This is a genomic window from Natronobeatus ordinarius (assembly GCF_024362485.1).
In the GTDB taxonomy this organism is placed as follows: Archaea; Halobacteriota; Halobacteria; order Halobacteriales; family Natrialbaceae; genus Natronobeatus; species Natronobeatus ordinarius.
Genome location: NZ_CP101456.1, coordinates 3,350,084 through 3,374,198 on the forward strand (window position 1 = coordinate 3,350,084; position 24,115 = coordinate 3,374,198).

24 protein-coding genes and 4 pseudogenes are annotated in these 24,115 nt (G+C 63.8%); 15 read left to right on the forward strand and 13 right to left on the reverse strand.

Annotation, left to right across the window (positions count from 1 at the left end):
* Positions 1–58 precede the first annotated feature (58 nt).
* Positions 59–229: an HVO_0758 family zinc finger protein gene (locus tag NMQ09_RS17025; RefSeq protein WP_255191778.1), complete on the forward strand. Its 171-nt coding sequence runs from the start codon at positions 59–61 to the stop codon at positions 227–229.
* 176 nt (positions 230–405) lie between these two features.
* Here the strand turns inward: NMQ09_RS17025 and NMQ09_RS17030 are convergent, their stop codons facing one another.
* Together NMQ09_RS17030 and NMQ09_RS17035 are read right to left on the reverse strand one after the other, a co-directional pair.
* Positions 406–1,599 (reverse strand): DHH family phosphoesterase, encoded by a 1,194-nt coding sequence (locus NMQ09_RS17030; RefSeq protein WP_255191779.1) that lies wholly within the window; start codon positions 1,597–1,599, stop codon positions 406–408.
* A gap of 38 nt (positions 1,600–1,637) precedes the next feature.
* A complete protein-coding gene (locus tag NMQ09_RS17035; RefSeq protein WP_255191780.1) occupies positions 1,638–2,558 on the reverse strand; it encodes an SDR family oxidoreductase in 921 nt (306 codons plus the stop codon).
* Positions 2,559–2,784: 226 nt separating this feature from the next.
* On the opposite strand from NMQ09_RS17035, the gene phnD reads away from it, so the two are divergent.
* From phnD to phnC, 4 genes and pseudogenes are all read left to right on the forward strand, one after another.
* Entirely contained in the window at positions 2,785–3,927 is a 1,143-nt protein-coding gene (phnD, locus tag NMQ09_RS17040; protein ID WP_255191781.1) for a phosphate/phosphite/phosphonate ABC transporter substrate-binding protein, read from the forward strand.
* 28 nt (positions 3,928–3,955) lie between these two features.
* A pseudogene (gene phnE, locus NMQ09_RS21080) lies at positions 3,956–4,792 on the forward strand (phosphonate ABC transporter, permease protein PhnE); the annotation flags it as partial.
* Complete coding sequence (phnE, locus tag NMQ09_RS21085) at positions 4,778–5,638, forward strand: phosphonate ABC transporter, permease protein PhnE (RefSeq protein ID WP_425607271.1); 861 nt, start codon at positions 4,778–4,780, stop codon at positions 5,636–5,638. The pseudogene phnE (NMQ09_RS21080) and the gene phnE (NMQ09_RS21085), both read left to right, overlap by 15 nt.
* 15 nt (positions 5,639–5,653) lie before the next feature.
* Positions 5,654–6,481 (forward strand): phosphonate ABC transporter ATP-binding protein, encoded by an 828-nt coding sequence (gene phnC, locus NMQ09_RS17050; protein ID WP_255191783.1) that lies wholly within the window; start codon positions 5,654–5,656, stop codon positions 6,479–6,481.
* A 16-nt stretch (positions 6,482–6,497) separates the two neighbouring features.
* On the opposite strand, the gene NMQ09_RS17055 is transcribed toward phnC, so the two are convergent.
* The 3 genes and pseudogenes from NMQ09_RS17055 to NMQ09_RS17065 form a co-directional block, all read right to left on the reverse strand.
* On the reverse strand, positions 6,498–7,121 hold the full coding sequence (locus tag NMQ09_RS17055) for a histidine phosphatase family protein (RefSeq protein ID WP_255191784.1): 624 nt from the start codon (positions 7,119–7,121) through the stop codon (positions 6,498–6,500).
* A 343-nt stretch (positions 7,122–7,464) separates the two neighbouring features.
* Positions 7,465–7,638, reverse strand: a pseudogene (locus NMQ09_RS17060) (IS4 family transposase); the annotation flags it as partial.
* 113 nt (positions 7,639–7,751) lie between these two features.
* Positions 7,752–9,092: an RNA-guided endonuclease TnpB family protein gene (locus tag NMQ09_RS17065; protein ID WP_255191785.1), complete on the reverse strand. Its 1,341-nt coding sequence runs from the start codon at positions 9,090–9,092 to the stop codon at positions 7,752–7,754.
* Between the two features lie 107 nt (positions 9,093–9,199).
* On the opposite strand from NMQ09_RS17065, the gene NMQ09_RS21090 reads away from it, so the two are divergent.
* The 3 genes from NMQ09_RS21090 (at position 9,200) to NMQ09_RS17085 (ending at position 11,011) form a co-directional block, all read left to right on the forward strand.
* Positions 9,200–9,673 (forward strand): DUF6610 family protein, encoded by a 474-nt coding sequence (locus tag NMQ09_RS21090; protein WP_345781302.1) that lies wholly within the window; start codon positions 9,200–9,202, stop codon positions 9,671–9,673.
* A gap of 215 nt (positions 9,674–9,888) precedes the next feature.
* Complete coding sequence (locus NMQ09_RS17080) at positions 9,889–10,560, forward strand: hypothetical protein (protein ID WP_255191786.1); 672 nt, start codon at positions 9,889–9,891, stop codon at positions 10,558–10,560.
* A gap of 64 nt (positions 10,561–10,624) precedes the next feature.
* Positions 10,625–11,011, forward strand: a complete 387-nt coding sequence (locus tag NMQ09_RS17085; protein ID WP_255194627.1) for a hypothetical protein — start codon at positions 10,625–10,627, stop codon at positions 11,009–11,011.
* 23 nt (positions 11,012–11,034) lie between these two features.
* Here the strand turns inward: NMQ09_RS17085 and NMQ09_RS17090 are convergent.
* The 3 genes and pseudogenes from NMQ09_RS17090 to NMQ09_RS17100 form a co-directional block, all read right to left on the reverse strand.
* Positions 11,035–11,237 (reverse strand): annotated as a pseudogene (locus NMQ09_RS17090) (hypothetical protein); the annotation flags it as partial.
* Positions 11,238–11,580: 343 nt separating this feature from the next.
* A pseudogene (locus NMQ09_RS17095) lies at positions 11,581–11,988 on the reverse strand (putative phosphothreonine lyase domain-containing protein); the annotation flags it as partial.
* A 118-nt stretch (positions 11,989–12,106) separates the two neighbouring features.
* Positions 12,107–12,382, reverse strand: coding sequence for a PadR family transcriptional regulator (locus NMQ09_RS17100; RefSeq protein WP_255191787.1), 276 nt, complete (start codon positions 12,380–12,382; stop codon positions 12,107–12,109).
* 183 nt (positions 12,383–12,565) lie between these two features.
* Here NMQ09_RS17100 and NMQ09_RS17105 point away from each other — a divergent pair, with 183 nt between their 5' ends.
* On the forward strand, positions 12,566–13,123 hold the full coding sequence (locus NMQ09_RS17105; protein ID WP_255191788.1) for an NUDIX hydrolase: 558 nt from the start codon (positions 12,566–12,568) through the stop codon (positions 13,121–13,123).
* Positions 13,124–13,176: 53 nt separating this feature from the next.
* Here the strand turns inward: NMQ09_RS17105 and NMQ09_RS17110 are convergent, their stop codons facing one another.
* Positions 13,177–14,616, reverse strand: a complete 1,440-nt coding sequence (locus NMQ09_RS17110; protein WP_255191789.1) for a DNA polymerase V family protein — start codon at positions 14,614–14,616, stop codon at positions 13,177–13,179.
* A gap of 254 nt (positions 14,617–14,870) precedes the next feature.
* Here NMQ09_RS17110 and tgtA point away from each other — a divergent pair, with 254 nt between their 5' ends.
* Positions 14,871–16,349, forward strand: coding sequence for a tRNA guanosine(15) transglycosylase TgtA (gene tgtA / locus NMQ09_RS17115; protein WP_255191790.1), 1,479 nt, complete (start codon positions 14,871–14,873; stop codon positions 16,347–16,349).
* A gap of 6 nt (positions 16,350–16,355) precedes the next feature.
* Here the strand turns inward: tgtA and NMQ09_RS17120 are convergent, their stop codons facing one another.
* Entirely contained in the window at positions 16,356–16,814 is a 459-nt protein-coding gene (locus tag NMQ09_RS17120) for a hypothetical protein (RefSeq protein WP_255191791.1), read from the reverse strand.
* A gap of 99 nt (positions 16,815–16,913) precedes the next feature.
* On the opposite strand from NMQ09_RS17120, the gene NMQ09_RS17125 reads away from it, so the two are divergent.
* From NMQ09_RS17125 to arcS, 3 genes are all read left to right on the forward strand, one after another.
* The gene (locus tag NMQ09_RS17125) at positions 16,914–17,312 is read left to right on the forward strand and encodes a hypothetical protein (RefSeq protein WP_255191792.1); all 399 of its coding nucleotides are present in this window, start codon (positions 16,914–16,916) and stop codon (positions 17,310–17,312) included.
* 60 nt (positions 17,313–17,372) lie between these two features.
* Entirely contained in the window at positions 17,373–17,741 is a 369-nt protein-coding gene (locus NMQ09_RS17130; protein ID WP_255191793.1) for a TRAM domain-containing protein, read from the forward strand.
* Positions 17,742–17,815: 74 nt separating this feature from the next.
* A complete protein-coding gene (gene arcS / locus NMQ09_RS17135; RefSeq protein WP_255191794.1) occupies positions 17,816–19,570 on the forward strand; it encodes an archaeosine synthase subunit alpha in 1,755 nt (584 codons plus the stop codon).
* A gap of 43 nt (positions 19,571–19,613) precedes the next feature.
* Here the strand turns inward: arcS and NMQ09_RS17140 are convergent, their stop codons facing one another.
* Together NMQ09_RS17140 and NMQ09_RS17145 are read right to left on the reverse strand one after the other, a co-directional pair.
* Positions 19,614–20,159 carry an Ntn hydrolase family protein gene (locus NMQ09_RS17140; protein ID WP_255191795.1) on the reverse strand — a complete coding sequence of 182 codons (546 nt, stop codon included), beginning with the start codon at positions 20,157–20,159 and terminating at the stop codon, positions 19,614–19,616.
* 64 nt (positions 20,160–20,223) lie between these two features.
* Positions 20,224–20,829 (reverse strand): undecaprenyl diphosphate synthase family protein, encoded by a 606-nt coding sequence (locus tag NMQ09_RS17145; RefSeq protein ID WP_255191796.1) that lies wholly within the window; start codon positions 20,827–20,829, stop codon positions 20,224–20,226.
* Positions 20,830–20,962: 133 nt separating this feature from the next.
* On the opposite strand from NMQ09_RS17145, the gene NMQ09_RS17150 reads away from it, so the two are divergent.
* Both NMQ09_RS17150 and NMQ09_RS17155 read left to right on the forward strand, forming a co-directional pair.
* Positions 20,963–22,288 carry a DUF92 domain-containing protein gene (locus NMQ09_RS17150; RefSeq protein WP_255191797.1) on the forward strand — a complete coding sequence of 442 codons (1,326 nt, stop codon included), beginning with the start codon at positions 20,963–20,965 and terminating at the stop codon, positions 22,286–22,288.
* A 97-nt stretch (positions 22,289–22,385) separates the two neighbouring features.
* Positions 22,386–22,706: a hypothetical protein gene (locus NMQ09_RS17155; RefSeq protein ID WP_255191798.1), complete on the forward strand. Its 321-nt coding sequence runs from the start codon at positions 22,386–22,388 to the stop codon at positions 22,704–22,706.
* 4 nt (positions 22,707–22,710) lie between these two features.
* Here NMQ09_RS17155 and dnaG read toward each other — a convergent pair whose 3' ends face one another.
* Positions 22,711–24,051 carry a DNA primase DnaG gene (dnaG, locus tag NMQ09_RS17160; protein ID WP_255191799.1) on the reverse strand — a complete coding sequence of 447 codons (1,341 nt, stop codon included), beginning with the start codon at positions 24,049–24,051 and terminating at the stop codon, positions 22,711–22,713.
* Between the last annotated feature and the right edge of the window lie 64 nt (positions 24,052–24,115).

Genomic DNA, 24,115 nt, shown 5'->3' on the forward strand with positions numbered 1-24,115 from the left:
CTCGAGTGACGTTCACGGAGCCCCGACCTTTTTGCTCTCTAGTGATGTAGACGAGCACATGAAATCAGTTCGAAAGGCGCTCCGCGAAGGCGAACTCGAGAAAGACACCTACGACAGGCTCGTCTGCGTCGAAAGTGGAAAGCCGCTGAAGACGAAAAACGATCCCGACTCGATCACGACGATCCGGTACTGTCCCGACACCGGGAAAGAGTGGAAAGAGATCCGTTGATCACTCGCTGACGACTCATCCCGGAAAGCGACGCGACGGCGACAGTGCCGAACGCACCGCCGCAGGCTCGAGTGTACCGTAACAGGCTCGAGCGGTCGAACGGACCGCAGTTCACGGCTTCCGTCGAGAAAGTCCCCGCACCACCGCCTCGCGTTCGCACACGAAAGAGAGTCGGCCTAGCGCTCGCCGGCCAGCGCCGAGAAGAGCCGCTGCTCGAACTGCTCTTTGCTAATTCCCTCCGAGGGACCGATCCCGCGCATGTGGTCGATCGAGAGCTGTCCGCCGCCCATCCGCGCGTGGCCGCCCGCGTTCGCCATCGGGATGTCACTGACGGCGTGGCTGAGCGTTTCACCCATGTGGACTCGGTCGTCTCGTGATCGGCCGGAGAGGTGAAGCGTCCCGTCGTTCTCGCCGTAGACGACCACGGCAGTCACCCCCTCTAAGTGCATCAGTTCGTCGGCGGCCTGTGGAATCGCGTCGACGTTGCTGATCTCCCCGACGTCACAGATCGCGAACGAGCCCTCGATGCGCTTGTGCTGGATCGCGTCGGCTTTGATCTGGAGGACGTCGTCGGAGACCTGCGGGTTCGCGATCCGGTCGAGCAGATCCTCGTCGATTCCCGGAAAGAGGAACGCTGCAGCCTCGAAGTCTGCCGCCGAACAGCCCTTGGTCAAGTGATTCGTATCGGAGAGAATGCCGTAGAGCAGCCCTGTCGCCAGCTCGTCCGGGATCGTCAGTCCCTCGCCCGAGGGCTCCTCCTCCATCGTCACCCCGAGTTTCTCGAGGTACTCGACGACGATCGTCGACGCCGCGCCGTAGTCGGTTCGCACGTCCGTGAACGCCGTTCCCTGGCCGTTTCCGGGATGGTGGTCGACGACGACGACCGGCTCGATCGACTGCGCGCCCGTGAATCCGCGCGGCGTGTTGTGATCGACGAGGACGACCGTGTCGGCGGCGAGCTCCTCCGTCGTCTCGATCGACTCGGCCTCGAGTTCGAGCACCGTCCGGAACGCCCGGTTTTCCTGGTGGCGGATCTCGCCGGCGTACTGGAGCGTCGCGTCGGTTCCGATCTCGCTCGCGATGTGGGCGACGCCCATCGCCGTCGCCATCGCGTCCGGGTCGGGGTTCGGATGCATCAGGATCGTCACCTCATCGTACTTCTCGAGGACGCGTTGCAACCGCACACCTGGCGGTCGGCGAAACCAGCGAACGGCCCACCACAGCCCGAGGAAGACGGCGATCCCACCGAGCACCAGCAACGAGAGGACGAGCGGATCGGCCCCCTGAACCGCCTCGATCGCCCCGTCGACGATCAGCGGGTCGTCGATCACCGGCCCGTTGGCGGCTACACGGACCTCCCGATAGCTCATAGTCCACACTCAAAGTGAGTAACTAAGAACTTTCTCCCTCATTCGACCCCATCGGCACCCGATTCGTCCAGTTCGCGGCGGGCCGCATCGACCGCCTCGCGATAGCCGTCACGGTAGGTCGGATACGCGAACTCGTAGCCGAGTTCCCGAAGAAACGCGTTCGAACACCGCTTGCTCGTCGTCAGCCGGCGGCGAGCGGCCTCCGACAGCCCTCCCGCTGCGAGCCGTTCCTCCTGCGTCACCTTCGGCGGCCGTTCGACCCCGCACTCATCAGCCAGCCAGTCGGCGAACGTCCACCGGGAGACCGGCTCGTCGTCGACCACCAGTACCTCGGCGCCGCGCGCGAGGTCCTCCTCGAGCAGGTAGCTGACCGACCCGGCGGCGTCGTCGCGGTGAACCATGTTCAGGTAGCCCTCCGTCACCGGTCCCTCGAGGTAGCGCTCGAGGCGGTACCGGTCGGGGCCGTACAGCCCCGCGAACCGGGCGACAGTCCCTTCGAAGCCGTACTCGGGCGGCGCCTCGAGGGCGACGCGCTCGGCTTCAGCCAGCACCTCGGCTTTTTCCGTGGCCGGCTCGAGCGGCGTCTCCTCGTCGACCCAGTCGCCGCCGTGGTCGCCGTAGACGCCCGTCGAAGAGGTGTACACCAGCCGCTCGGGCGGCTCCTCGCGCGTTCCGAACGCCTCGATGGCCGTCTCGAGGCCGTCGACGTACACCTCACGGGCTCGCTCGGCCTCGCGGCCGCCGCTGCTCGCGGCGAAGACGACCGCGTCGGCGCCAGGAACCGCCTCGAGGCTCGACGGTTCGGTGACGTCCGCGCGAACGCCCTCGAACCCGCTGGCCTCGATCGCCTCGAGGCCCGCCCGTGAGCGGCGAACGCCGATCGGTTCGTGGCCCGCCTCGAGCAGCTGTCGGCCCAGTTCGAGACCGACGTAGCCACAGCCCAGGATGGCGACTCGCATACGCGAATTCAGGTGTGAGGCCCTATATATTATCGGGGGTCACTGCCCACCGGCGAGCGGGCCGGCGGGCCATAACACGGAGAACGGGGCAGGGCTACGGATCGCTCCATAGCGTTCCGTGAGGACGATAGCCCAACGGAGGAGGGCGGTAACCACCAAACCGACACGGACTCGAACATATCAGAAATAGTACCCTTCTTCACCTTGAAGTCCTCTTTCTCAGATGATGGTAACGCATCACTCTCGGCGCACCGTACTGCAGACGACCGGCGCAGCACTCGTCAGCCTCGGGCTGGCAGGCTGTCTCAGCGGCACCGAAGACGACTCGAGCGGGAACGGGGGATCGGGAAGCGGTAGCTCGGGTGACGGGGGCAACGGCTCGACCGGCTTCGACGCGTTCGATCCGAACGATTTCGAGCGGACGCTTCCGCAGCTGGCGTCGACGCTCTTCGACCACGAGTTCGACTTCGGCAGCCCGGACGCGCTCGAGCAGATGGAGCCCCGTGACGAGCCGCGGTACGGGAACGCTCCCCTGGAGCGCTCCGACGACGAGGACGACTGGCTCGACCCCGACGTGATCCAGTTCGGCTACGGGCAGGGCGAGGACGCGGAGACGATCTACATCGACGCGATGGAGCCGCTCATGGAGAACATGGAAGAAGAGACCGGCCGGGACGTCGAGTTCGTCCTGCTCGACAGCGCCGCGGCCCAGGTCGAGACCATGCGCTCTGACCGGCTCCACGTCGGGAGCACCACCGCCGGGACGACCCCGTACATGGTCAACATCGGCGGCGGCGTGCCGTTCGCGATGATCCACGAGAACGGCCTCTACGGCTACCGGCTCTGGGTCGCGACCCGACCCGACAACGACGAGATCGACAGCCTGGCGGATCTCGAGGGGAAGACGGTCGCCCACGCACACGACACCTCGAACTCCGGCCACCTCGCCCCGATGGCGCTCTTCTCGAACGAGGGGATCGTGCCCGGCGAGGACTACGAGATGGAGTTCTCCGGAAGCCACGAGAACAGCGCCCGCGGCGTCGAGATGGGCGACTACGACGCGGCGCCGATCGCGAGCAGTTCCTACGGCCGATCGGTGCGAGCCGGCGCGTTCGATCCGGACGAGCTCAAGGTCGTCTGGGCGAGCCAGCCGTTCATGTCCAACCCGACCTCCTACCACCACAACCTCCACCCCGACCTCGTCGAGGGGATCAAACGCGCACACTTCGACTACGACTACAGCGGAACGCTCATCGAAGAAGAGATGGGAAGCACCGGCTTCCTCGAGTTCGATTACGCGACCCACCACGACGTCGTCCTCCAGATTCACGAGGCGAACGGGATCGAGTACGACGTCGGTGACCTGTAGGCTCGCCGACCGGCTCACTTCACTCTTCATGTCTGTTCCACCCACAGAGCCGCCGTCCGCACGGACAGACGGCGGCACCGAGCGGCGGACGACGCCACGAACCTGGGAGCCGCCGACGGCGTTCGGCAGCCGAACCAGGACGTGGCTCGTCTACGGAATCGTCGCGCTGTTTCTCCTCTGGAGTCTCTGGGAGATCCGGTTCAGTCCGGCGCGAATGTTCGCCGGTCTCGAGAACACCGTGAATCTCGTCTCGAGCATGTACCCCCCGGACTTCGGCCCCGACAAACGCGAGATCATCGTCACCGACACGATCGAGACGCTCGCGATGGCGGTCGTGGCGACGGCGGTCGGCGTGCTGATCAGCATCCCGATCGCACTGATGGCCGCCGAGAACCTGGCGCCGCGGCCGGTCTACTACGTCGGCCGGGCGATCGTCTCGGTCTCGCGCGCCTTTCACAGCCTCATCGTCGCGATCGTCGTCGTGAAGGCCGTCGGCTTCGGCCCGCTCGCGGGCGTCATCACGCTCTCGTTCGCCACCATCGGCTTCTACGCGAAACTCCTCGCCGAGGACCTCGAGGACATCGATCACACGCAGGTCCAGGCCGTTCAGGCGACGGGCGCCAGCAAGCCGCTCGTCCTGCTCTACGGGGTGCTCCCGCAGGTGATCCCGCGCATGATCGCCCTGACGATCTACCGCTGGGACGTCAACCTCCGCTCGAGCACCATCGTCGGCATCGTCGGCGCGGGCGGCATCGGACTCACGCTGCTCAACTCGTTCCAGCGCTACGACTACGACTTCAGCCTCGCGATCATCCTCGTGATCGTCGCGCTCGTCCTGCTCGGGGAGCTGGTGAGCGCCGTCGTCAGAAAGCGCGTCCAGGAAGGGTCGAACCGGGGGCTCACGACCGAACTCGAACGGCTCGAGGAGCCGACGACGTGGCGCCGGTTCGACGCGCGCGAGCGCCTCGTTCGCCTCGCCACGGCGCTGCTGGTCCTCGCGATCGTCGCTGTCTCCTGGCGCGGCCTCGAGATGAACTTCACCTACGTCGGAACGGCGGGGGCGGAGATGATGGACCTCTTCACGCGGATGTACCCCCCGGACGCCGGGACGTCCGTCGAGATCGTCGGGCCGCTGCTCCAGTCGATCCACGTCTCGATTCTCGGGACGATGCTCGCCGTCGTCCTCTCGCTGCCGGTAGCGTACATCGCAGCGGAGAACACGACCCCGAATCGGCTGTTTCTCGCCCTCGGGAAGTTCATCATCGCGACCACGCGCTCGGTCAACGTCATCGTCTGGGTGCTCGTACTGGTCGTACTGCTGGGCCCGGGCGCGATCGCAGGGGTGATCGCCCTCGGCGTGCGATCGGTCGGCTTCATCGGGAAGCTCCTCGCCGAAGAGATCGAGGAGATCGACATGAGCCAGGTCGAGGCGATCGTCGCGACCGGCGGGGGCACCGTTGCCGCGATCGTCTACGGCATCGTGCCACAGGTGAAACCCGGCTTCGTCGGCATCACCACCTACCGGTGGGACATCAACGTCCGCGCCTCGACGGTGATCGGCTTCGTCGGCGGGGGCGGAATCGGCGTCGAACTGATGAGCGCCGTCAACTCGTTTCGCTGGAGCGCGGCGCTCACGGTCCTGCTCGCCATCCTCGGCGTCGTCGTCGCGAGCGAACTGCTCTCGGCGGTCCTCAGAAAGCGGGCGATGTAACCACACTGAACAACTATGTTGAACGTAATCGACCTCGAAAAGGTGTATCCGACCGGCGACAGAGCCCTCGACGGCGTGTCGCTCGAACTACAGGGACGCGACGTCACCGCGATGATCGGCTCGAGCGGCGCGGGAAAGAGCACGTTCATCCGGTGTATCAACCGCCTCACCGAACCGACGGGCGGAGAGGTGTGGCTCGACGGGACCGAACTGACGGGACTGTCGGGGACGGAGCTGCGGAAGGCCCGACGCGACGTCGGCATGGTCTTCCAGGAGTACGCGCTCGTCGAACGGCTCACCGTAATGGAGAACGTGCTCTCGGGCCGGCTCGGCTACGTCAGCGACTGGCGGGCGTTCCGTCGCCGATTCCCGTCCGAAGACATCGAACACGCCTACGAAACGCTCGAGCACGTCGGGCTGGCCGGCTACGAGAACAAACGCGCCGACGCGCTGAGCGGCGGGCAGCGCCAGCGCGTCGGTATCGCACGGGCAATCTTGCAGCGACCGAAGATCCTGCTGGTCGACGAACCGACCAGTAGCCTCGACCCCGAGACGTCCCACGCCGTGATGGCATTGCTCTCACAGATCTCGAGGCAGTACGACGTCCCGGTGCTCATCAACATCCACGAGGTCGACCTCGCCCTCGAGTACGCCGACCGGATCGTCGGCCTCTCAGACGGGCGGCTGGTGTTCGACGGCCCGCCCGAGGCGCTCGACGCGGCGGCGAAAGCACGGATCTACCGCGGCGAAGAACCACCGACGCAACCGGACGAGCCGTCGGTGGCTCCGGAGTCGGAGTCGGCCGACACCGACGGCGCCGCGGTCAACCGGCTCACCCGGTAACCGCCGGGTGCCCCGGTCACTCGAGTGATTCGATGCGCTCGAGGTGGGCGACGTCGTTGAGTCGCCGGATCGACCACCCGCCGTCGTAGCGAAGCTCGTTCAGACAGGTGTTCTCCTGGCTCAGCACCGAGGCGTTCGTACAGTCGCCGGCGAGAATCGAGCAGACGAGCGCCCGGTTCACGCCCCCGTGGGCGACGACGAGAATCGTCTCACCCGACGCGTCGCGAACGATCGCCTCGAGCGCAGGGAACGCGCGACCGGCGACGTCGGCCGCGGTTTCTCCCTCCGGCGGTCGCCACTCGCTGTAGCGTTCTCCGGCGGCCACAGCGGCCTCCCGAAGCGCGTGCTTCGGCTCGCCTTCGAACGCGCCGAAGCTTCGTTCTCTGAACGCCGAGACGGGAGTCACCGCCAGCTCGTGACCGTCAGCAACGGTCGTCGCCGTCCGGTACGCCCGCGCGAGATCGCTCGAGTAGATCGCGTCGATCCGCTCGTCTGTGAGTCGATTCCGGAGTGCCCGTGCCTGTGTGAGTCCCTGCTGCTCGAGTGGAACGTCGGTTTGCCCCTGTGCGATCCCCAGTCTGTTGTGTTCGGTCTGTCCGTGACGTGCGAGTAGGATTCGCACCGGCCCGTCGGATGTCATACGAACGGTCGATAGCGCCGGACAAATATTAGCACTTTGATATATATGGCTACAGACCAGACTGTAGTCATACCTTCGAGCGATGCTCAACGACGGGTCAGCCACTGTGGCGAGTAGGGATGGGCTACAGCGGCCGAATTATCGATGTGGATCGCGAACGCAGCGACTCGTACCCGGCAGTTGAAACTAGAGCAACAACTGAAACGAGGGACACACTGCTCGCAGCGGAACGGCCAGTACTGGCGAAAGAGTGGGCTGCATATGTTTTGCTCCCATTTCAGGGCTCGTTCAGCCGTGTTTCGCTCGAGTATCGAATCGCCACCGATCGAGGGGGTCAGCTGTTTCGCTGATCACTCACGGCGAAGCCGAACGCAAACGACCAGACAAGCAGTGGTATCTGAAGCTTCCCCTCGCGCTTGACCACGCCGACAGCATCGGCGTGGTCTTCTAGCGCTTCAGAGGGAAGGAGGTTTGTGAGACGACGTTTAATATGACGTGAGGAGGGTTCTGTGTGCACAGCTGAACCCTCCTCATTCCTTTCGAAAATCTGTCCAGATAAGCCGCCGCTGTCATGCGATTCTTCGCTTTGCTGTGAAGTACCACGGGTCGGGTGACCCGTGGCGTCCGTGTCTACCCTGTAGTCGGGGCAACGGTCTTTAATTCCTCTCGCGCTTGACTCTGCGAGTCTCGCGCCGACTTTCCGTGTCGGTAAACACCCGAAGCGAAAACTGCTCCGTGAGAGTCGGCCTCTTCACACAGGCCCGATGCCGTCCGTCTCACCTTCCGAACACTTGGAAGGGTTTCGAGAGACGGCACATTCTCATTCTGCTCGTGGAACCATTCTTGCGCCACACAAACCGCTGCTTTCCGGTCAGCGTGGTCTTGGAAGTCGCACTCCATACATTTGAACCGCTTCCAACGCCGATTCGCTCGCTCGGTGTGCAAGCATTCCGTTCGCGGACAGCGTTGACTCGTGTACGCCGGGTCAACATCGTCTGAGGGGATTCCACCCCAAGCGGCTTTGTACGTCACCATATCTCGGAGTGCGGCGAACGGCAAGGAGTGCAAGCGCCGGTTCATTCGCGTGCCGTAATCGATTGAGTCTCGCATGTCTTTGAGGTCTTCAAAGACGATTACCGGTTCGTTGAATTGTGAAACCCATCGTGTTACGTCGCGCGATACTTTATGGAGTTGGTCGTGAACGAAGTCTTGTTCTTCGGTTTGGACCACGTTCTCGAACGCGGATTGTCCGACTTTCTGCATCCGCTTCCGTTTGGTGAAAAACTCGTGGCGAACTCGTTTGATGTCGGGGTACTCGATGACGACTGAATCGAGTACGTCACCAGTAGCTCTATTCAGCGCGGTGAGTGCCACGCAGTCCTCGTTAATGTCCACACCAACTACTGTCTCTGCGTAGTCTGGAGACGCTACGGTGCGTGTCTTGTGGGTGACTGTGACGTGTAATCGCCATTCGTCGTGTTTATACACGAGTTCAGCTACGCCCACTCTCCACGAGTCAGAGTTAAGAGCGTTCTTGACTCGTTCGAGGTGGTTGGGACTACCGCGAAGTACGCCTTTGACGTGGTTGTACGGTTTGTAACTGACTCTGAAGCGAACATCTCCCGAATCATCTACAGTGAGGGCGTATCCTTCGTTGTGATTCATCCGCATTGGATACGTCTCGTCAATGTAGGGAAACGGTCGGCCCCACTCGTTGTCTTTGTGGTCGTGGTACGTCTCTATCTCACCCAGTGCTTTCTGGACGAGGAGTTGAGTCGTGTTTTTCACGAGGTTGGCGTTATCCACTACGGTGTCGTGGATGTCGTCCCAGTCCCATCCCTCACGGTCGAGGCGGTTGACTTCGTTGCGAACTCGTCGGGCTTCGAGACACCCTTCGTACAAGTTGTCAGGACTACCCGTTTGGATGGTTAATCCAAAAGAAAGCGTCTGGGTCAGTCCTGCATCTTGCATCGTCAATAAATTGACGTGAATCGTTGTAAGTGTAGTGATTTGTCGGCATTCACCCACGGGTCAGGTGACCCGTGGTACTCTGCCTTGACCGCTGATAGACGGATGGTCTGAGTGCAAACACCAGCACGGCTAGCGAAATCGCTGTCGCCAGACAGGCAGATCACGTGACGTTCCTTCATCGAGCTCCGTTCGTGGCCGATACGTTGGGTCTCGGCTTTCTTCCAGGCTTTCGCGAGGACTGTGGATATCAAGAGGAGCAATATCAGAACCTCAGCCTCCCCGTCGGGATGCTCGACAACGAATTCCGGAACCCCGATCTGGAGCGGTTCGTCGATCAGTTCTTCGAGTACGAACCCGACGATGTCGACGACGATACCAAGCGGTCGAAACGCGAAGTCGAGGCCGAAGCTGTTGCGTACATCGTTGGGCGATACTGCGAACTCGACACCAGGAGTTCGGCGTTCTACTTGGTGGTCTGGGAGCCAGATGATCCCGAATCTGTTTGTGCGCGTTCCAGAATAGGGCTCTCTCTGGACGCTACTGCTGTCTTTCAGACAGCCGAAATCAGCCGATTCGGTTAACTAGATTCCTATGAAGGCCTGTCCCCTACTAATAACTCTCGCAAAGCCCTTTTGGTTGTTGTCAAATCCCCTTACCGATAGAAATTTATTTATGTCTACCACTATATGCTAAAACTATACTTGGACCTAACAACCCCAAACAATGTAGTAAGGGACGATCAATCACTCGACGAAGTATCATTGGTTCGACCCTCGCGATCGCCGGCGGTGCAGTCTTGAGTGGGACTGGCACAGCAGGTGAGGACGAGGGGGAGTCGGACGAAGTGGATCTCGTCGTCGAGGATGGACAGCTCAATTACACCGGCACGGATTCAGTGTCGACGCTCTCTGAATCGCCCGATGCGGACCGACGGTCGATCGGCAACGGGGAATACGTCGAAGTTAACGAAGCAGCGATTCAACAGGCCGTCCAAGCGTTCAACCAGGCTGCAGACAACGGTGAGGTAGAAATATACGAGGAAGATGGCGAAGCGTACATTGAGCCAACTGACGAAACGATGGACGCCCTTGAGGAAGATTCGGACACCGTTGACGAGTCGGACACCTCCACGATGTGTGGGCAGAACGACTTCGAGACCGAAATCACATGGAAGGGCGGCGTGAGGGAAATACTTTGGATGGACGATACGCTCACGCGGAGAATTCGCAACAGGATGGGCGCCACTGGAATTACTGCCGGTACTTTGGCCGGGATAGCCGCGGGTAGCATCGTTGGTGTGAAAGCCTCTGCGTTGGTCGCATTGTTCGCTGCGCTGTTGGTGGTCGGAGCGTACCTCCTCACGGAAAACAACCAAGGCTGTGGAGTGAAGATTACGTTCTATCCAGCCTCTTTCGCAGCAGGACCGGGCGGAGTTATCCTTGCTGGGTTGTATATCGATCCACAGTAGCGACAACCCAACAGTAGAGTAGCAACAGCTCAATACAACGAATGTAAGCTGACCGAGGCAAACTATGAACGGACCCGAGCATCCGAACCTGCAACAAATCATCCAAAGCACAACTATTGCGATCGTGTTCACAGTTGGGTTGGGGTTGACGATAGCGGTACGACCAGTCAGCACCACAGATATCGCGCTCGCTGCAGGGGGGATCTTACTCGGGACGCTATCGACGCTCGTCTTCCTCTATCGCCGATCAGATATTCCCTCCCTGAAGGTAGTTCTGTTCGGCCTTGGGATGGTCATCCTCGCGCTGCTCGCGGCCGTGCTCTCGACGTTCGGTTACGAGTCGATGGTCGTCCTCGGAATCGGATTCTTGTGGGGGCCTTCGATCGGGTACGTGCTCAGCACGCTGTTAGAGCGGAGGACACGTCCTGAGGGAAGTTTGTCGAACTCCTGAAACACCCGAACCTCGTCTCCTAGTTTCTCGCCGTCGACCTCGATCTGTCTCTCGTCAACCGCGACCCGCAACGGCTCCGCCGTCCTCAGAACGCAAGGCGTTCTGATGGGCCGTACGAGAACTTTGTTCTCGTGGACGTCGGCAGGTCGCTTTGGGCCTCCGAGAGTTTGTGCGTCCAGTTCCAGATTGCGCCGTGAGAACGATCAATACCGAGTAATACGAGCACTCATTGGTCTTTAGTTAAACCTAGTAGTAATATTAGAGACAAGATTATGCATAACATTATTAGAGACGAGAGGAGTCACGGCTCGGTCTCTGGTATTACCAAATCGATCAATAAGTGCTCCTCGCAAACTTTGCTTTCTCCTCGTAGCCGACTTGAAAGAGTCGAATCTGGACGAAAAACGATGCTGCTGAGTATTACTGTGAATAGTACTCAAGACGAATGCTCGTTAGAAGTCAGTGCATACTGGCTCACGAACGTCGGCGGCTAGCCTCCGCAACGGGGTCGTGGCTGGCCGGACTGGCTGTGCCCGGGTGGAAACCGTCTCGACGAGCACTGCTATCGGTTATCCAACATACCTGGCGGGGACCGAGAGCCCGACCTCGGCAGCGGTCTCCGCCACGATCCCGTTCGCCGTGTAGAGATCGGGTTTGTAGTACAGTTCGTGGGTCACGTCGTACTCCTCCCGGAGAAACTCGCGAACGCGGTCGACGTCGTGCGTCTCGAAGTAGTTCGGCGTGTAGACCACGATCATGTACTCGTCGTAGGGTACTTCCTCGAACCCCGTCGCAGTCATCGCCTTCGCCGCCCAGATACGCCCCTCGGCCGCGTCCTCGACGAGGTTCGGCCAGAGCCGCTCGATCCGTGCTGCCGATCCGGTGAGTTACCACTTGCCGATGGTCTTTCGCCGCTCGAGCGCTTCCCGGTCGAGCGTGCGGACGGCCTCGTCGTCCGCTGGCGGCAGGTCGGCTGCCGTGGCGTCCGCCGGGCGCTCGAGCGTCGAGCGTCGACGACCCCTGGTCCGTCACAACCCGCGTCGACACCACGAGCTGGACGCGATGGCGCGAGTCGGCGGCCACCCGGACCGTCGGTCAGACGTCGACGTGTCGTTGTACCCACTCCTGACGTTTCTCGAGTTCGCGCCGCCCTTTCGGCGTCAGCGCGTAGTAGTTCGTCCGGCGGTCGATCTGTCCCTTCTCGACGAGTTCCTGCTCGACGAGCGCGTCGAGATTCGGATACAGCCGGCCATGGGTGACCGGCTGGTCGATGTAGGTGTTGATGTGGTCGAGAATCTCCTGGCCGGACGGTCGGTCCATTCCCGCGATGACGTACAACAGGTCGCGTTGAAAGCCGGTTAGCTGGTCCATGGATCACCCTCTGAATACCGACGTTCACCGATCTGTGGCTTTGTTATAGAGCGGGTACGTCACGACTCCAGGAGAGAACGTTCAGCGTATGGTTCCGTCACCCACACCGGCCGATCGCGCACCGGTTACCCAACTCGACTGGAGAGCGTGGAACTTTTGCGTTGTATCCGCGTAACCATCACTATGCCGACCGATCCGCTCTCGTGGGGGACGCTCGACCGGCAGGTAGCCTACTCCTGTCCGGGATTCGACGTCATTAACGAGACCGTTCGACTTCCTGATGAAACGGTAACCGACTTCGATTACCTCTCCGACGAACCGAGTGTCGCAATCGTCCCGTTCACCGCCGACGGCGACCTCGTCGTCATCGAGGAGTGGCGACAGGCCGTCTCCCGGGTGAGCCGCGGACTCCCCGTCGGTGGCGTCGAACCCGACGACGAGAGCCTCGAGGCCGCGGCCCGGCGCGAACTGCGCGAGGAGACCGGCCACGAGGCCGACTCCCTCGAGCCGCTGGTGACGGTCGAACCGGCCAACGGGATCGCCGACGCCGTCTTGCACATTTTCGTCGCTCGAGGCTGCCGTCCGGCGGGCGACCAGCAACTCGATCACAACGAGAGCATCCGCGTAACGGAGACGACGCTCGAGGAGCTCGTGGCCGCGATCGGTCGGGGTGAGATTCGAGACGGTCGAACCGTCCTCGGCGTCGCGTACTACCGACTGTTCGACGACGGCGCGGCGTAAAAATCGGACGATTCGCGAGTCGATCACTCGGCGTGGAACGGGTTGCCGGCCGATCAGGCCAGCAGCCCGAGCGAGGCGGCCGTGTCGTCGTTCGTCTCGTCGTTCAGTTCGTCGTCTTCATCAACCGCTTCGTCGTCGGCCTCTTCGTCATCGACCTCGTCGTCGTCAATTTCTTCCTCGATCGCTTCGGGATCGTCGACGGTCATGGACTCGGCCGTCACGTCACCAGCCGTCATCACGGATGCCGATGCCATCGAGATGACTTCCTCGTCAGCGACGTCGTTCTCTTCGTCGTTCATCTCCTCATCGTCCATTTCCTCGTCGTCAGCGACGTCGTTCTCTTCGTCGTTCATCTCCTCATCGTCCATTTCCTCGTCGTCAGCGACGTCGTTCTCTTCGTCGTTCATCTCCTCATCGTCCATTTCCTCGTCGTCAGCGACGTCGTTCTCTTCGTCGTCCTCAGCCTCCTCGAGTGACTCGATGGTCATCGAGTCGAAGGTGACCTCGTCGACGTCGAACTGCTCGATGGTCAGCTGGTCGATTTCCTGGGTTTCGACGTCGTTCTCTTCGTCGTCAACGACGTCGTTCTCCTCATCGTCCATCTCCTCGTCGTCAGCGACGTCGTTCTCCTCGTCGTTCATCTCCTCGTCGTTCATCTCCTCGTCGTCAGCGACGTCGTTCTCTTCGTCGTCAGCGACGTCGTTTTCCTCATCGACGTCGTTCTCTTCATCGTCGTCGAAGATGCCCTCGAAGAAGCCGGTGATGGTGTCCAGGACACCATCGTCATCTTCGACGGTCAGCTGGTTGATCGTCATCGTCTCGACGTTCATCTCCTCGATCGTCAGCTCCTGGATCTCGAGTTCGTCAGCATCCTCGTCGATGATGTCGACCTCATCATTGACGTCGTTCTCCTCGTCGTCAGCGACGTCGTTCTCCTCATCGTCCATCGCTTCGTCGTCAGCGACGTCGTTCTCCTCGTCGTCGACCTCGTCAACCTCGTCTTCGTCGAGTTCGAGGTCTTCGATCGTTACGTTAGGAAGTTCGAGTGTCTCGATTTCGACGTTCGAGAGCGTTACTTCTTCCTCGTCATTGACGTCGTTCTCCTCGTCGTTCATCTCCTCGTCGTTCATCTCCTCGTCGTCAGCGACGTCGTTCTCCTCATCGTCCATTGCCTCGTCGTCAGCGACATCGTTCTCCTCGTCGTTCATCTCCTCGTCGTCAGCGACGTCGTTCTCCTCCTCATCATCGTCGAGATCTTCTATCTCTTCTTCGTCAACGTCGAGATTCTCGACGTTCAGCTCGTCGATCGTCGCATCTTCGATCGTGATGCTATCGAGCTCGAGCATCCCCACCTGGACGTTCTCGAGTGTTGCGCTCGTGTCTCCGCTACTACTACCATCGTCGGCTACTGCCGCGCCAGCGAGTGCGGGACCCGAGAGCGCGATCAGCAGGGCGACAAACACGGCACTGATCTGCTGCGGTCGTGAAACCATGCGATCACGCCTACGTGAAATCGACGGCTAAAACGACCAGACTGTTACAGCGTTATTTCGGGAACAACCACTGTTTTGTTCGCTACAACGGTCTCTAATGAGGGTTTCACCTGTCTCTCTCGGTGACAGTAGTCGAACGAGACCGTAGCTGGCGATTCTCGACGGGGATTCTCCTTTGGCTTGCACCCGCCACCGACTCATCTCTCACCGAAGCGAACGGGAACGTTTACCGCCAGGCTCACCAAGTGCCAGCCATGCGCGATCGTTTCGAACTCCGGGAACTCGACGCCGGCGGGCGAATCGGGGAGTTGCAGATTCCTCGAGCCGACCTGACCGTCGAGACGCCGGCGCTCCTTCCCGTGATTAATCCGAATTTAGTGACCATCTCCCCCCGTCGACTCGCCGACGAGTTCGGGGCTGAACTGCTCATTACCAACTCCTACATTATCCACAGCACGGACAGTCTCCGCGAACGAGCGCTCGAGGAGGGGCTCCACGAGCTGCTCGACTTCCCGGGCGCGATCATGACCGACTCGGGCTCGTTCCAGCTCTCCGAGTACGGCGAGATCACGGTCACCACCGAGGAAATTCTCGAATTCCAGCGCGACATCGGCTCCGACATCGGCACCCCCGTCGACATTCCCACCCCGCCGGACGTCTCCCGCAAGCGGGCCACAGAGGAACTCGAGACGACGAAAGACCGACTCGAGCTCGCCGAGACGGTCGACACGGGCGACATGTTAGTGAACGCCCCGGTCCAGGGCTCGACCTACCCCGACCTGCGCGAGGAGGCCGCCCGCCACGCCGACGGGACGAGTCTCGACGTCTTCCCGGTCGGCGCGGTCGTGCCGCTGATGAACGATTACCGCTACGCGGACATGGTCGACGTCATCGCCGCCGCCAAACGTGGCCTCGGCGCCGACGCACCCGTCCACCTCTTCGGCGCCGGCCATCCCATGATGTTCGCGCTCGCGGTCGCGATGGGCTGTGACCTCTTTGACTCCGCCGCCTACGCGCTCTACGCCCGCGACGACCGCTACCTCACCGTCCGCGGGACTCGTCACCTTGCCGACCTCGAGTACCTTCCCTGCTCCTGTCCCGTCTGTACGAAGTACACCCCCGACGAACTCCGCGCTCTGCCCGACGACAAGCGCGAGGAGGAACTGGCCGCCCACAACCTCCACGTCACCTTCGAGGAGATCCGTCGGATCAAGCAGGCCATTCGCGCCGGGAACTTACTCGAGCTCGTCGAACACCGCGCCCGCGCCCACCCGACGATGCTCGACGGCTACCGCGCGCTGCTCGACCACGCAGACCTTCTCGAGCACAGCGACCCCGTCTCGAAAGGGGCGTTCTTCTACACCTCTCACGAGAGCGCCCGCCGGCCCGAAGTCCTGCGTCACCACGCACGCCTCGAGCGCCTCTCGGTGCCCGACTCGGTCTTTCTGACCGAAGGTGAGCCCTCGAGTAGCGGCGAGTACGACGAATCCTGGAACGTCGTGCCCCCCTTCGGTCCGTTCCCGCGGGCGCTCTCGAAGAGCTACCCGCTCACGGCGGAGGTACCCGAGCGAACGGACCGGGCGGCGCTCGAGGCTGCCGTCGAGGGCATCGCCCGCCTCGTCGAGGAGAATCCAGACAGCGAGTTCACGCTGGGGCATCGCGGCTGGCCCGAGGGGGTGCTCGCGGCCCTGCCCGACGGCCTCGAGACGATCGACCTGACCGCGGATCGGTGACCGGAATCACCGCTCGATGCAGGGACTCCGGTTCCCCGAGAACTCCCCGCTTCGTGCGTCGATTAGCCGCCCACAGTACGGCGCGAGCACGAGCCGGTACGTGTACTCGTCGTCGGCGACGTAGACGCCAGGTCGGCCAGCCGGCCTGCGCTCGTCGTCGGGTTCGGCGTACGGTAGCGTCTCGAGGACGGACGCGACCGCTCGATACTCGCTTCGGGAGACGGTCACCAGTCCGCTCCCGACACCCGCCCGCCGTATCGCCTCCTGGACCGGGTCGACGTCGTCGATCCGCTCGTCGTCGGCGGGAACGGGCCGCTCCGTCGGGACCCGCTCGTCCGAAACTGGTGCGGCCTCGAGTTCCCCGCCGTAGAACCCCGGCCAGCGGAGCCGTCTGCCGAAGGCGATGAACCCGAGTGCGACACCGGCGGCGGCCAAGAGAACGGACCGCCGAGAGCGGACAGTCATACTGCGGAGAATGTTCTCAATATATATATATTTAGGTACTCGACCGAGTTCGTGATCCGGCCGAACAGTTATGATAGCCGAGACGGAATACGGGGACGAATGCGTTTCGAGAAACCACCGGCCGGCGTCGCTCTGGTCGCCGTCCTCGCGGCCGTCGTCGGCGTTCGACACGTCTCGCGAGCGATCTCCTACGCCACGCCGTTGTCGACGCCGGCCGACGCCGCGGCGCTCCCCGCGCTCGTCGTGAGCGCGTGCTGTTTCGTTCTCGCCGCCGCGTTGTGGCACCGGCAGTTCGTCGGACTGGTCGGTGGACTCGTCTTCTACGGGCTGTGGGCGGTCGACGGCGCGATTCAGGTCTGGGTGTGGGGACTCGAGTTCGTCCCGATGACCGTCGGTGCCGTCGTCATCGTCTGCTACTTGCTCGTCAGGGCCGGGACGTTCGACCGGACCGTCTCGACGTCGAGGCCGGAACTGGCGTCGATCCCGGGTGGCCGATAGTTCGACCGACGAGCCGCTCGAATCGGAACAGCGAAGGTCGACGCGTGATCATCCCCCGTAATGATCGCGACCGGCTCGCTCGTCATCGGGCTCGTCATGCTGATCGTCGTCGCGTCGTGGGTCGTCCGCCGCATCCGGGGACGGCGGGGGCAGTCGACGAGCAAGTACGAGTCCTGGGAACGCCACCGCGAAGCCCAGCAACGCGAGCCGCCGGTCGAACTGGGCGAGGTCCGCGAGGCTGGCGTCGTCGACTTCTCTCGCCATCACACCGGCGAACGCCACGCCGTCTGCAAGGTCGAGGGCTTCGTCGTCTTCGTCGAGGACGCCCCCGACGAGCTCGCAGTGGGGGACGTGATCCGCTTTACCGTCCTCTCGTACAACCGCGGCCACACCTCCGCGACGGCGACGTTCGAAGCGCGCGCTCGCTGACGCTCGTCGGTCGTTTCCGGTGGCACCTCGGTCGCTATCGACAGCCTCTTTCACGCCCCGGCCTCACGTCGGGTATGACCGACTACTTCGAAGTCCACGCGCGCGACTCGGCCGCGCGACTGGGCGAGCTCCGCCTCGCGGAGCCGGTGCAGACGCCAGCGCTCGTCGACGAGATCGTCGAGGACGCCGGGTCGCTCTGGGCGGCCGACCGCGAGCTCCCCGCAGGCGACGACGCCCAGCTGACGGTGCTTCCCCACCGGGGCTTTCCCGGCGGCACCGCCTCCGAGGTCCAGGCGGCGTTCGCCGTCGACTACCCCGACGTCGAGTATCCGAGCGTCGCCGTCGTCTCGAGCGAGCACGCCGACGATCACGGCACCGACGCCTACGTCGTCTCGGACGGCCAGTCGATCGTCGGCCACGGCGCGGCGCTGGTCGAGGCCGTCGTCCGGGTGCGAGAAGCGATCCCTGAAGACACCGCGCTCTACTTCTCCGGCGTCGCCACCCCGCGCAACGTCGCGCTGCTGGCCTACGCCGGCGTCGACTGCTTCGACGCCTCGCGAGCGATCGTCAAGGGCACCCAGGGGAAGTACCTCACCACGGAAAGCGAGTACTTCCTCGAGGACTTAGCGGAGCTGCCGGGCTGTCTCGCCGACGAGACCGATCCCGAGGCGTTCACCCGCGAGGACTGCGTCGAGCACAACGTCGCCGCCCTCGAGGCCGAGCTCTCGATCGTCCGCCAGCGAATCCGCGACGGCCGTCTCCGGGACTACGTCGAGGGGCAGGCCCGCCACGACCAGTGGCTCACCGCCGCGATGCGCGAGCTCGACAACCAGTGGGGCTACTTAGAGGAACGCACCCCAATCTTGCGCGAGGCCGAGATTTCGGCGGCGACCGAAGACACCATCCGCCGGGTCGAAATTCAGCGTTACGCCGACCGGGTGACCACGCGCTACCGCAACCGCTTTTCGAACCCGCTCGTGCTCGTCCCCTGTTCGGCACGCAAACCCTACAGCGACTCCCAGAGCCACAAGCAGTTCCACGACGCGATCCAGTGGCGCGCCCACCTCGTCTCGATGACGAGTCCGATCGGCGTCGTCCCACAGGAACTCGAGACCACCTACCCCGCCCAGCACTACGACACCGTCGTCACGGGCCGATGGTCCGAAGACGAGAAGCGGTTCGTGAGCGACGTGCTGGGCCGGTACCTCGAGCGCAACGCCTACCCGAAGATCATCGCCCACGTCCCCGACGAGGGCTACCGCGACATCGTCTCCCGCGTCGCGGACGAACTCGAGCTCGAGGTCACCTACACCGTTCCCGAGGGCGGCCACCCCACCGACGACGCCTCGCTCTCGAACCTCGCCACCGAGCTCTCGGGTGAGCTGAAGTACTCCAAGCGCGAGCGCGAACACAACACCGTTCGCGCCATCGCTGACTACCTGCTCGGCGACGGCGCGGGCGACGCGCTCTTCGAGGACATCCAGACGACCAGCCGCTATCCGAAGATCCAGGTCCGTGATCGTGCGGACACCCAGCTCGCGACGATGGTCGCCCGCTACGGCACGCTCTCGTTTACGCTCGAGGGCGCCAAGCGATGGGTCGAGAGCGACGCCCCAACCAAGCGCGTCGAGATCGACGGCTTCGTCCCCCACGGCAGCGTCCTCGCGCCGGGGGTCGTCGACGCCGACGAGGAAATCCGCGTCGGCGACGAGGTCGTCGTCGAGGGCCCGAAAGCGTTCGGCGTCGGCCGCGCGGAGATGTTCGGCCGCGAGATGGTCGAGAGCACTCGTGGGATCGCCTGCGAGATCCGTCACGTCGAGGAGCGGTAGCTGGCCCTCGAGCGCCCTTTTTCATCGCATCCGACCCGACGACTCAGTCTGTCGGTTCGTCGCTCGCCAGCGACCACGAGTCGATTTTCTCGCCGGTGTCCGGGTCGCGCTCGGCGACGGCTTCGAGGACGTCGCGAACCAGTGCTTCCGTCGACTCGAGGTCGCGATTCCGGTCGGCTTCCTCGAGCACGCCGAGAGCCGGTTCCGCGCCGCTTCCGAGGGCGGCGACCGGGTTCGACAGCACGCTCCCGTCGGCACCTACCTGACGGATCCGTGCGATGCCCTCGTCGTCGCGAGTCGCGACCACGGCCTCGACGTCCGCGGCTTCGGCGACCCGCGCCGCGATCCGCCCGAGCACCTCGACGGTGAGTTCGCGGCGACGCTCGAACTCGGCCGCCTCGAGTTCGGCCTCGAGTCGGCGCCGGAACGCGTCGACGGCGCCCGCCTCGCCGACGGCGGCGGCCCCGATCCCGTCGAGGTCGAAGACGCGCGTCGCGGAGTCGCCGGTGACGATCCCGCCGTGGGTGACGCGCCGGTCGCCGGCGATCACGACGCCGGCGTCGGTCTCGACGGCGACGATCGTTCCCATATCCGTCGTTCGATCACAGCCGACAAAGACATTCGCCCGCCGGTCACGCCGCGACACCGTGGCGTCACTGCCCGAACCGACGCGAGCGGTTACAGAACTCGAGGACGGCTCGCAGGAAGTCTCGTTTCCGAAAGTCCCGCCAGTTGACGTCGGTGAAGTACAGCTCGGAGTACACCGACTGCCAGATCATGAAATCGGAGAGGCGTTCGGCTCCGGTCTTGATCACGAGGTCGGGCTCGTCGGGGAAGATCAGGTGGCGCTCGAGTTCCGCGTCGTCGATCTCCTCGGACGCGAGGTCGCCAGCTGCGACGCCCTCCGCGAGGGTCCGGACGGCGCTCGTAAACTCGTGTTTGCCGCCGAGGCCGATCCCGATCTGGATCGGGGCGTCCGCCGGATCGCGGTCTTCCGGCCCGCGAACGGCGACCTCTCGGGGGGCGTCGAGCTCCTCGAGTTGCCGGCGGAGCGTCGGCACCGCGGCGGCGTCGAGGACGCTCACGTAGACAGTCACGCGCGTGGCGTACTCGAACGCCCACTCGAAGCAGTCGATGAGCGTCTCGTAGGCGCCTTGCTCTAAGAGGTCCCGCTCGGTGATGACGAGTGCGACGTGGTCGGGCGGGTCGCCCTCGTGGCGGCGAATCCGAAGCGCGAGGTACCGTTCGTACAGGCCCACTGACCCACCGTTTCACAGCGGCTGGCCTAATCGTTTCGGGTTCGAAGCTGGTGAGTCGACCCGATCGACCGGCATGAACGTGAACCAGCCGTTGGAAGGGTTAAAGTGACCCCCGCAGAAAGGAACCCGTATCGTGACATCGGCAGTCCGGCGAGCAGGTGCGTTTGCGGCGCTCTGTACGCTCTCGCTCGTCGTTCCGCTGCTCGGACCCGAGGTGGCGGCCCCCGTCGCCGCCGTCGTCTTGCTGGCAGCGTTCGCCGTCACCGACGGACCGCTGTTCGACCTGCTGGCGTATCCCGGAGACTACGAGGATCAGCGACTCTACGGGCTGATCACGTTCGTTCTCGCGGCAGCCCTCCTCGGCGCGCTCGCCGTCATGTCCTCGATGTCGGTGGCCATCTTCGTCGGCACCGTCCTGCTCGTCGGCTACGGCAACCTCGCCGAACAGCTCGTCCGGTTGCGAACCGACGACTCGACGGTCCTGGTCGCTGCGTTCTGCGTCACCGGCGCTGCCGCAGCGATCGCCGGCCAGCTCGTCTCGCTCACACTGGCCGGCGAATTGGCCCACACAGCGCTCCCCATCCTCGCGTTTCTCGCGATCAGCGGTGCACTGCTCGCCGCCCTCCTGCGGACCGTGCTGATCCTCTACGACGCCCCCATCGTCATGCTCTCGGTTGGACTGTTGCTGTGGCTGCTCGCCGAACTCGAGCCAGCCGTCGGCTCGCTCGAAATGGCCGTCGCCCTGTCCATCACGATCGTCGTCGGCGGCGTCTCCTACGCGCTCGGCGCCGCCTCGGTCGCGGGGATGCTCACGGGCGTCCTGCTCGTCCTCCTGACCATCGTCTTCGGCGGCTACGACTGGTTCGCCGTTCTCCTCTCGTTTTTCGCCATCGGCAGCCTCTCGACGAAGTTCCGCTACGAGGAGAAACGGGCCCGCGGCGTCGCCGAGGACAACGACGGCGCACGCGGCAGCGCGAACGTCCTCGGCAACGCCGCCGTCGCCCTCGCGGCCGTCCTCGGCTACGCCGCGAGCACGGCCGACCTGTTGGCCGTCGACGCCGAGCTCTTCCTGTTCGCCTTCGCCGGCTCCGTCGCGACCGCCATGAGCGACACGCTCTCGAGCGAGATCGGTGGCGTCTTCGACACGCCCCGGCTGATCACCACCTTCGAGCCCGTCGAGCCGGGCACCGACGGCGGCGTCACCTGGCAGGGCGAGGTTGCCGGCATCGCCGGCGCGATCGTCGTCGCCGCCATCGCCTTCGGCTTCTTCCCCGAGGTCGACGCTGTCGGCGCCCTGATCATTGTCGCCGCCGGCTTCGTCGGCATGACCGTCGACAGCCTCCTCGGGGCGACGCTCGAGGGATCGGTGCTCGGCAACCAGGGCGTCAACTTCCTCGCGACCCTGTCGGGCGCGCTCGTCTGTGCGCTGCTCGTGCTCTCGTTCGCCGTGCTCGGGTGACGGCGCCGGCCGTTCGCGGTCGTCGACTGCGAATCCGCTGTCGAGCGAGGAACGTGACACGAAACTTATAACGGAGGGCGAGGAACGCGTTCGTACGATGTTCCCGCCACCCGTCTCCGGCCGATCGATCCTCCCCGACGACTGGACACTCTTCGCCCGGGCCTACCGCGACGCCGTCGTCTACGACGGCCCCGATCCGGACGACGTGCTCTACGAAGGGCCGCTCATCGTCCACCTGAACGGCTGGCTCGAGCTCGAGGGAGATCGACTCCTCTCGCCGAGCGCAGTCCACCACGTCGACGTCTACGACGAGCTCGACGATCCCGGCGATCGAACCGGCGGACGGGACGACGGGCGCGGCGGTGACGACGACGGGTCCAGCGACCGGTCCCGAACCAACCGATCCAGTCCGCGGTGACGGATTACTCGCCCTCGGGCGCTCGCTCGGCAATCTCGTCGATCGCGTGGACCTGCACGCTCGTCGGCTGTTTGGTGAACTGGCCGAGCGAGCGGGCGACGATCCGGTCGACGCCCCGATCGGCCGCCAGATCGAGCAGCTGCTGGCTCAAAATGGCGTCGAGGACGACCGTCGAGGGAGCCGGCTCGAGTTCCTCGAGCGCGGACTCGATCTCCCCGGCGTCGGTCTCCTCGAGGACCGATCCGTCGGCGTCGAGGAACCGAACCCGGTCGGTGTTTTCGCGGACGATCGCCGTCGCGTGGTCGTAGATGGTCGCGGGCTCGGCCGCCGAGTCGTCGTCCTCCTCGGCGTCCGCCACTGGCGCCGTCGGCTCGGCGTCGTCTGCGGATGACTCGTCGGCCGGTTGCGCTGCGTCGGCCGGTTGCGCTGTATCGGCCGCTGGCGTCTCAGAGCCGTCCGGGTCGTCGTCGCTCGCTGGCGGCACGGGGGCGGGGGTCGTACTCCCGTCCGTAGCTGCGATCGCCTCCCGGGGAACGTTCAGCCCGGAGACGGCGTCGTAGGGGACCTTGTTCCGGAGCGAGGCGAACAGCTGGTGATGGTCGAGGTCCTCGACGGAGGTGCCCGCGGGAGCGAACGCGACGTAGTCGACGTCGCCGACCTGCGAGAGTTCCTCGAGGATGAGGTCGCCACCCCGATCGCCGTCGAGGAAGGCGGTGACGGTGCGGTGGTTCGTCAGCTCGGCGACGGCGTCGGGGACGTTCGTCCCTTCGACTGCGATGGCGTTTTTGATGCCGTATTTGAGCAGGGTGAGGACGTCGGCGCGACCCTCGACGACGATGATGGCGTCGCTGTCGGTCACCCGGGGGCCCGCGGGCAGTCCCTCGTACTCGGTGATGTCCTCGACGCGGACGTGCTCGCGAACCTCCGCGAGGATCTCCTCGGAGCTCATCACGGAGTCGTCGAAGGCCGTCTCGAGCAGCTCTTTGGCCCGCTCGACGACTTCCTTTCGCTTGGCCGCGCGGACGTCCTCGATCTCGGCGACCTCGAGTTCGGCTCGACACGGGCCGACCCGCGTGATCGTCTCGAGGGAGGCTGCGAGCGTCGCGGTCTCGACCTTGTCGAGGCTCGTGGCGATCGTCAGGTGGCCGTGTGACTGGCCGTGCGTGCTCGAGATACTGACGTCGATGCGGCCGACTTTCTGCGACTGGCGCAGATCGCGGAGGTCGAGTTCGTCGCCCAGCAGCCCTTCGGTTTGCCCGAAGATGGCTCCGACGACGTCACTCCGTTCGACCACCCCGTCGGCGATGACGTTCGCGTGGATGAGATATTTCGACGTGTCTTCCATGGGAGATCCGTCCCAGCGTGGGACGCGGCGACGCGCGAAACGCGTTCATAGACCGTCTACGTTA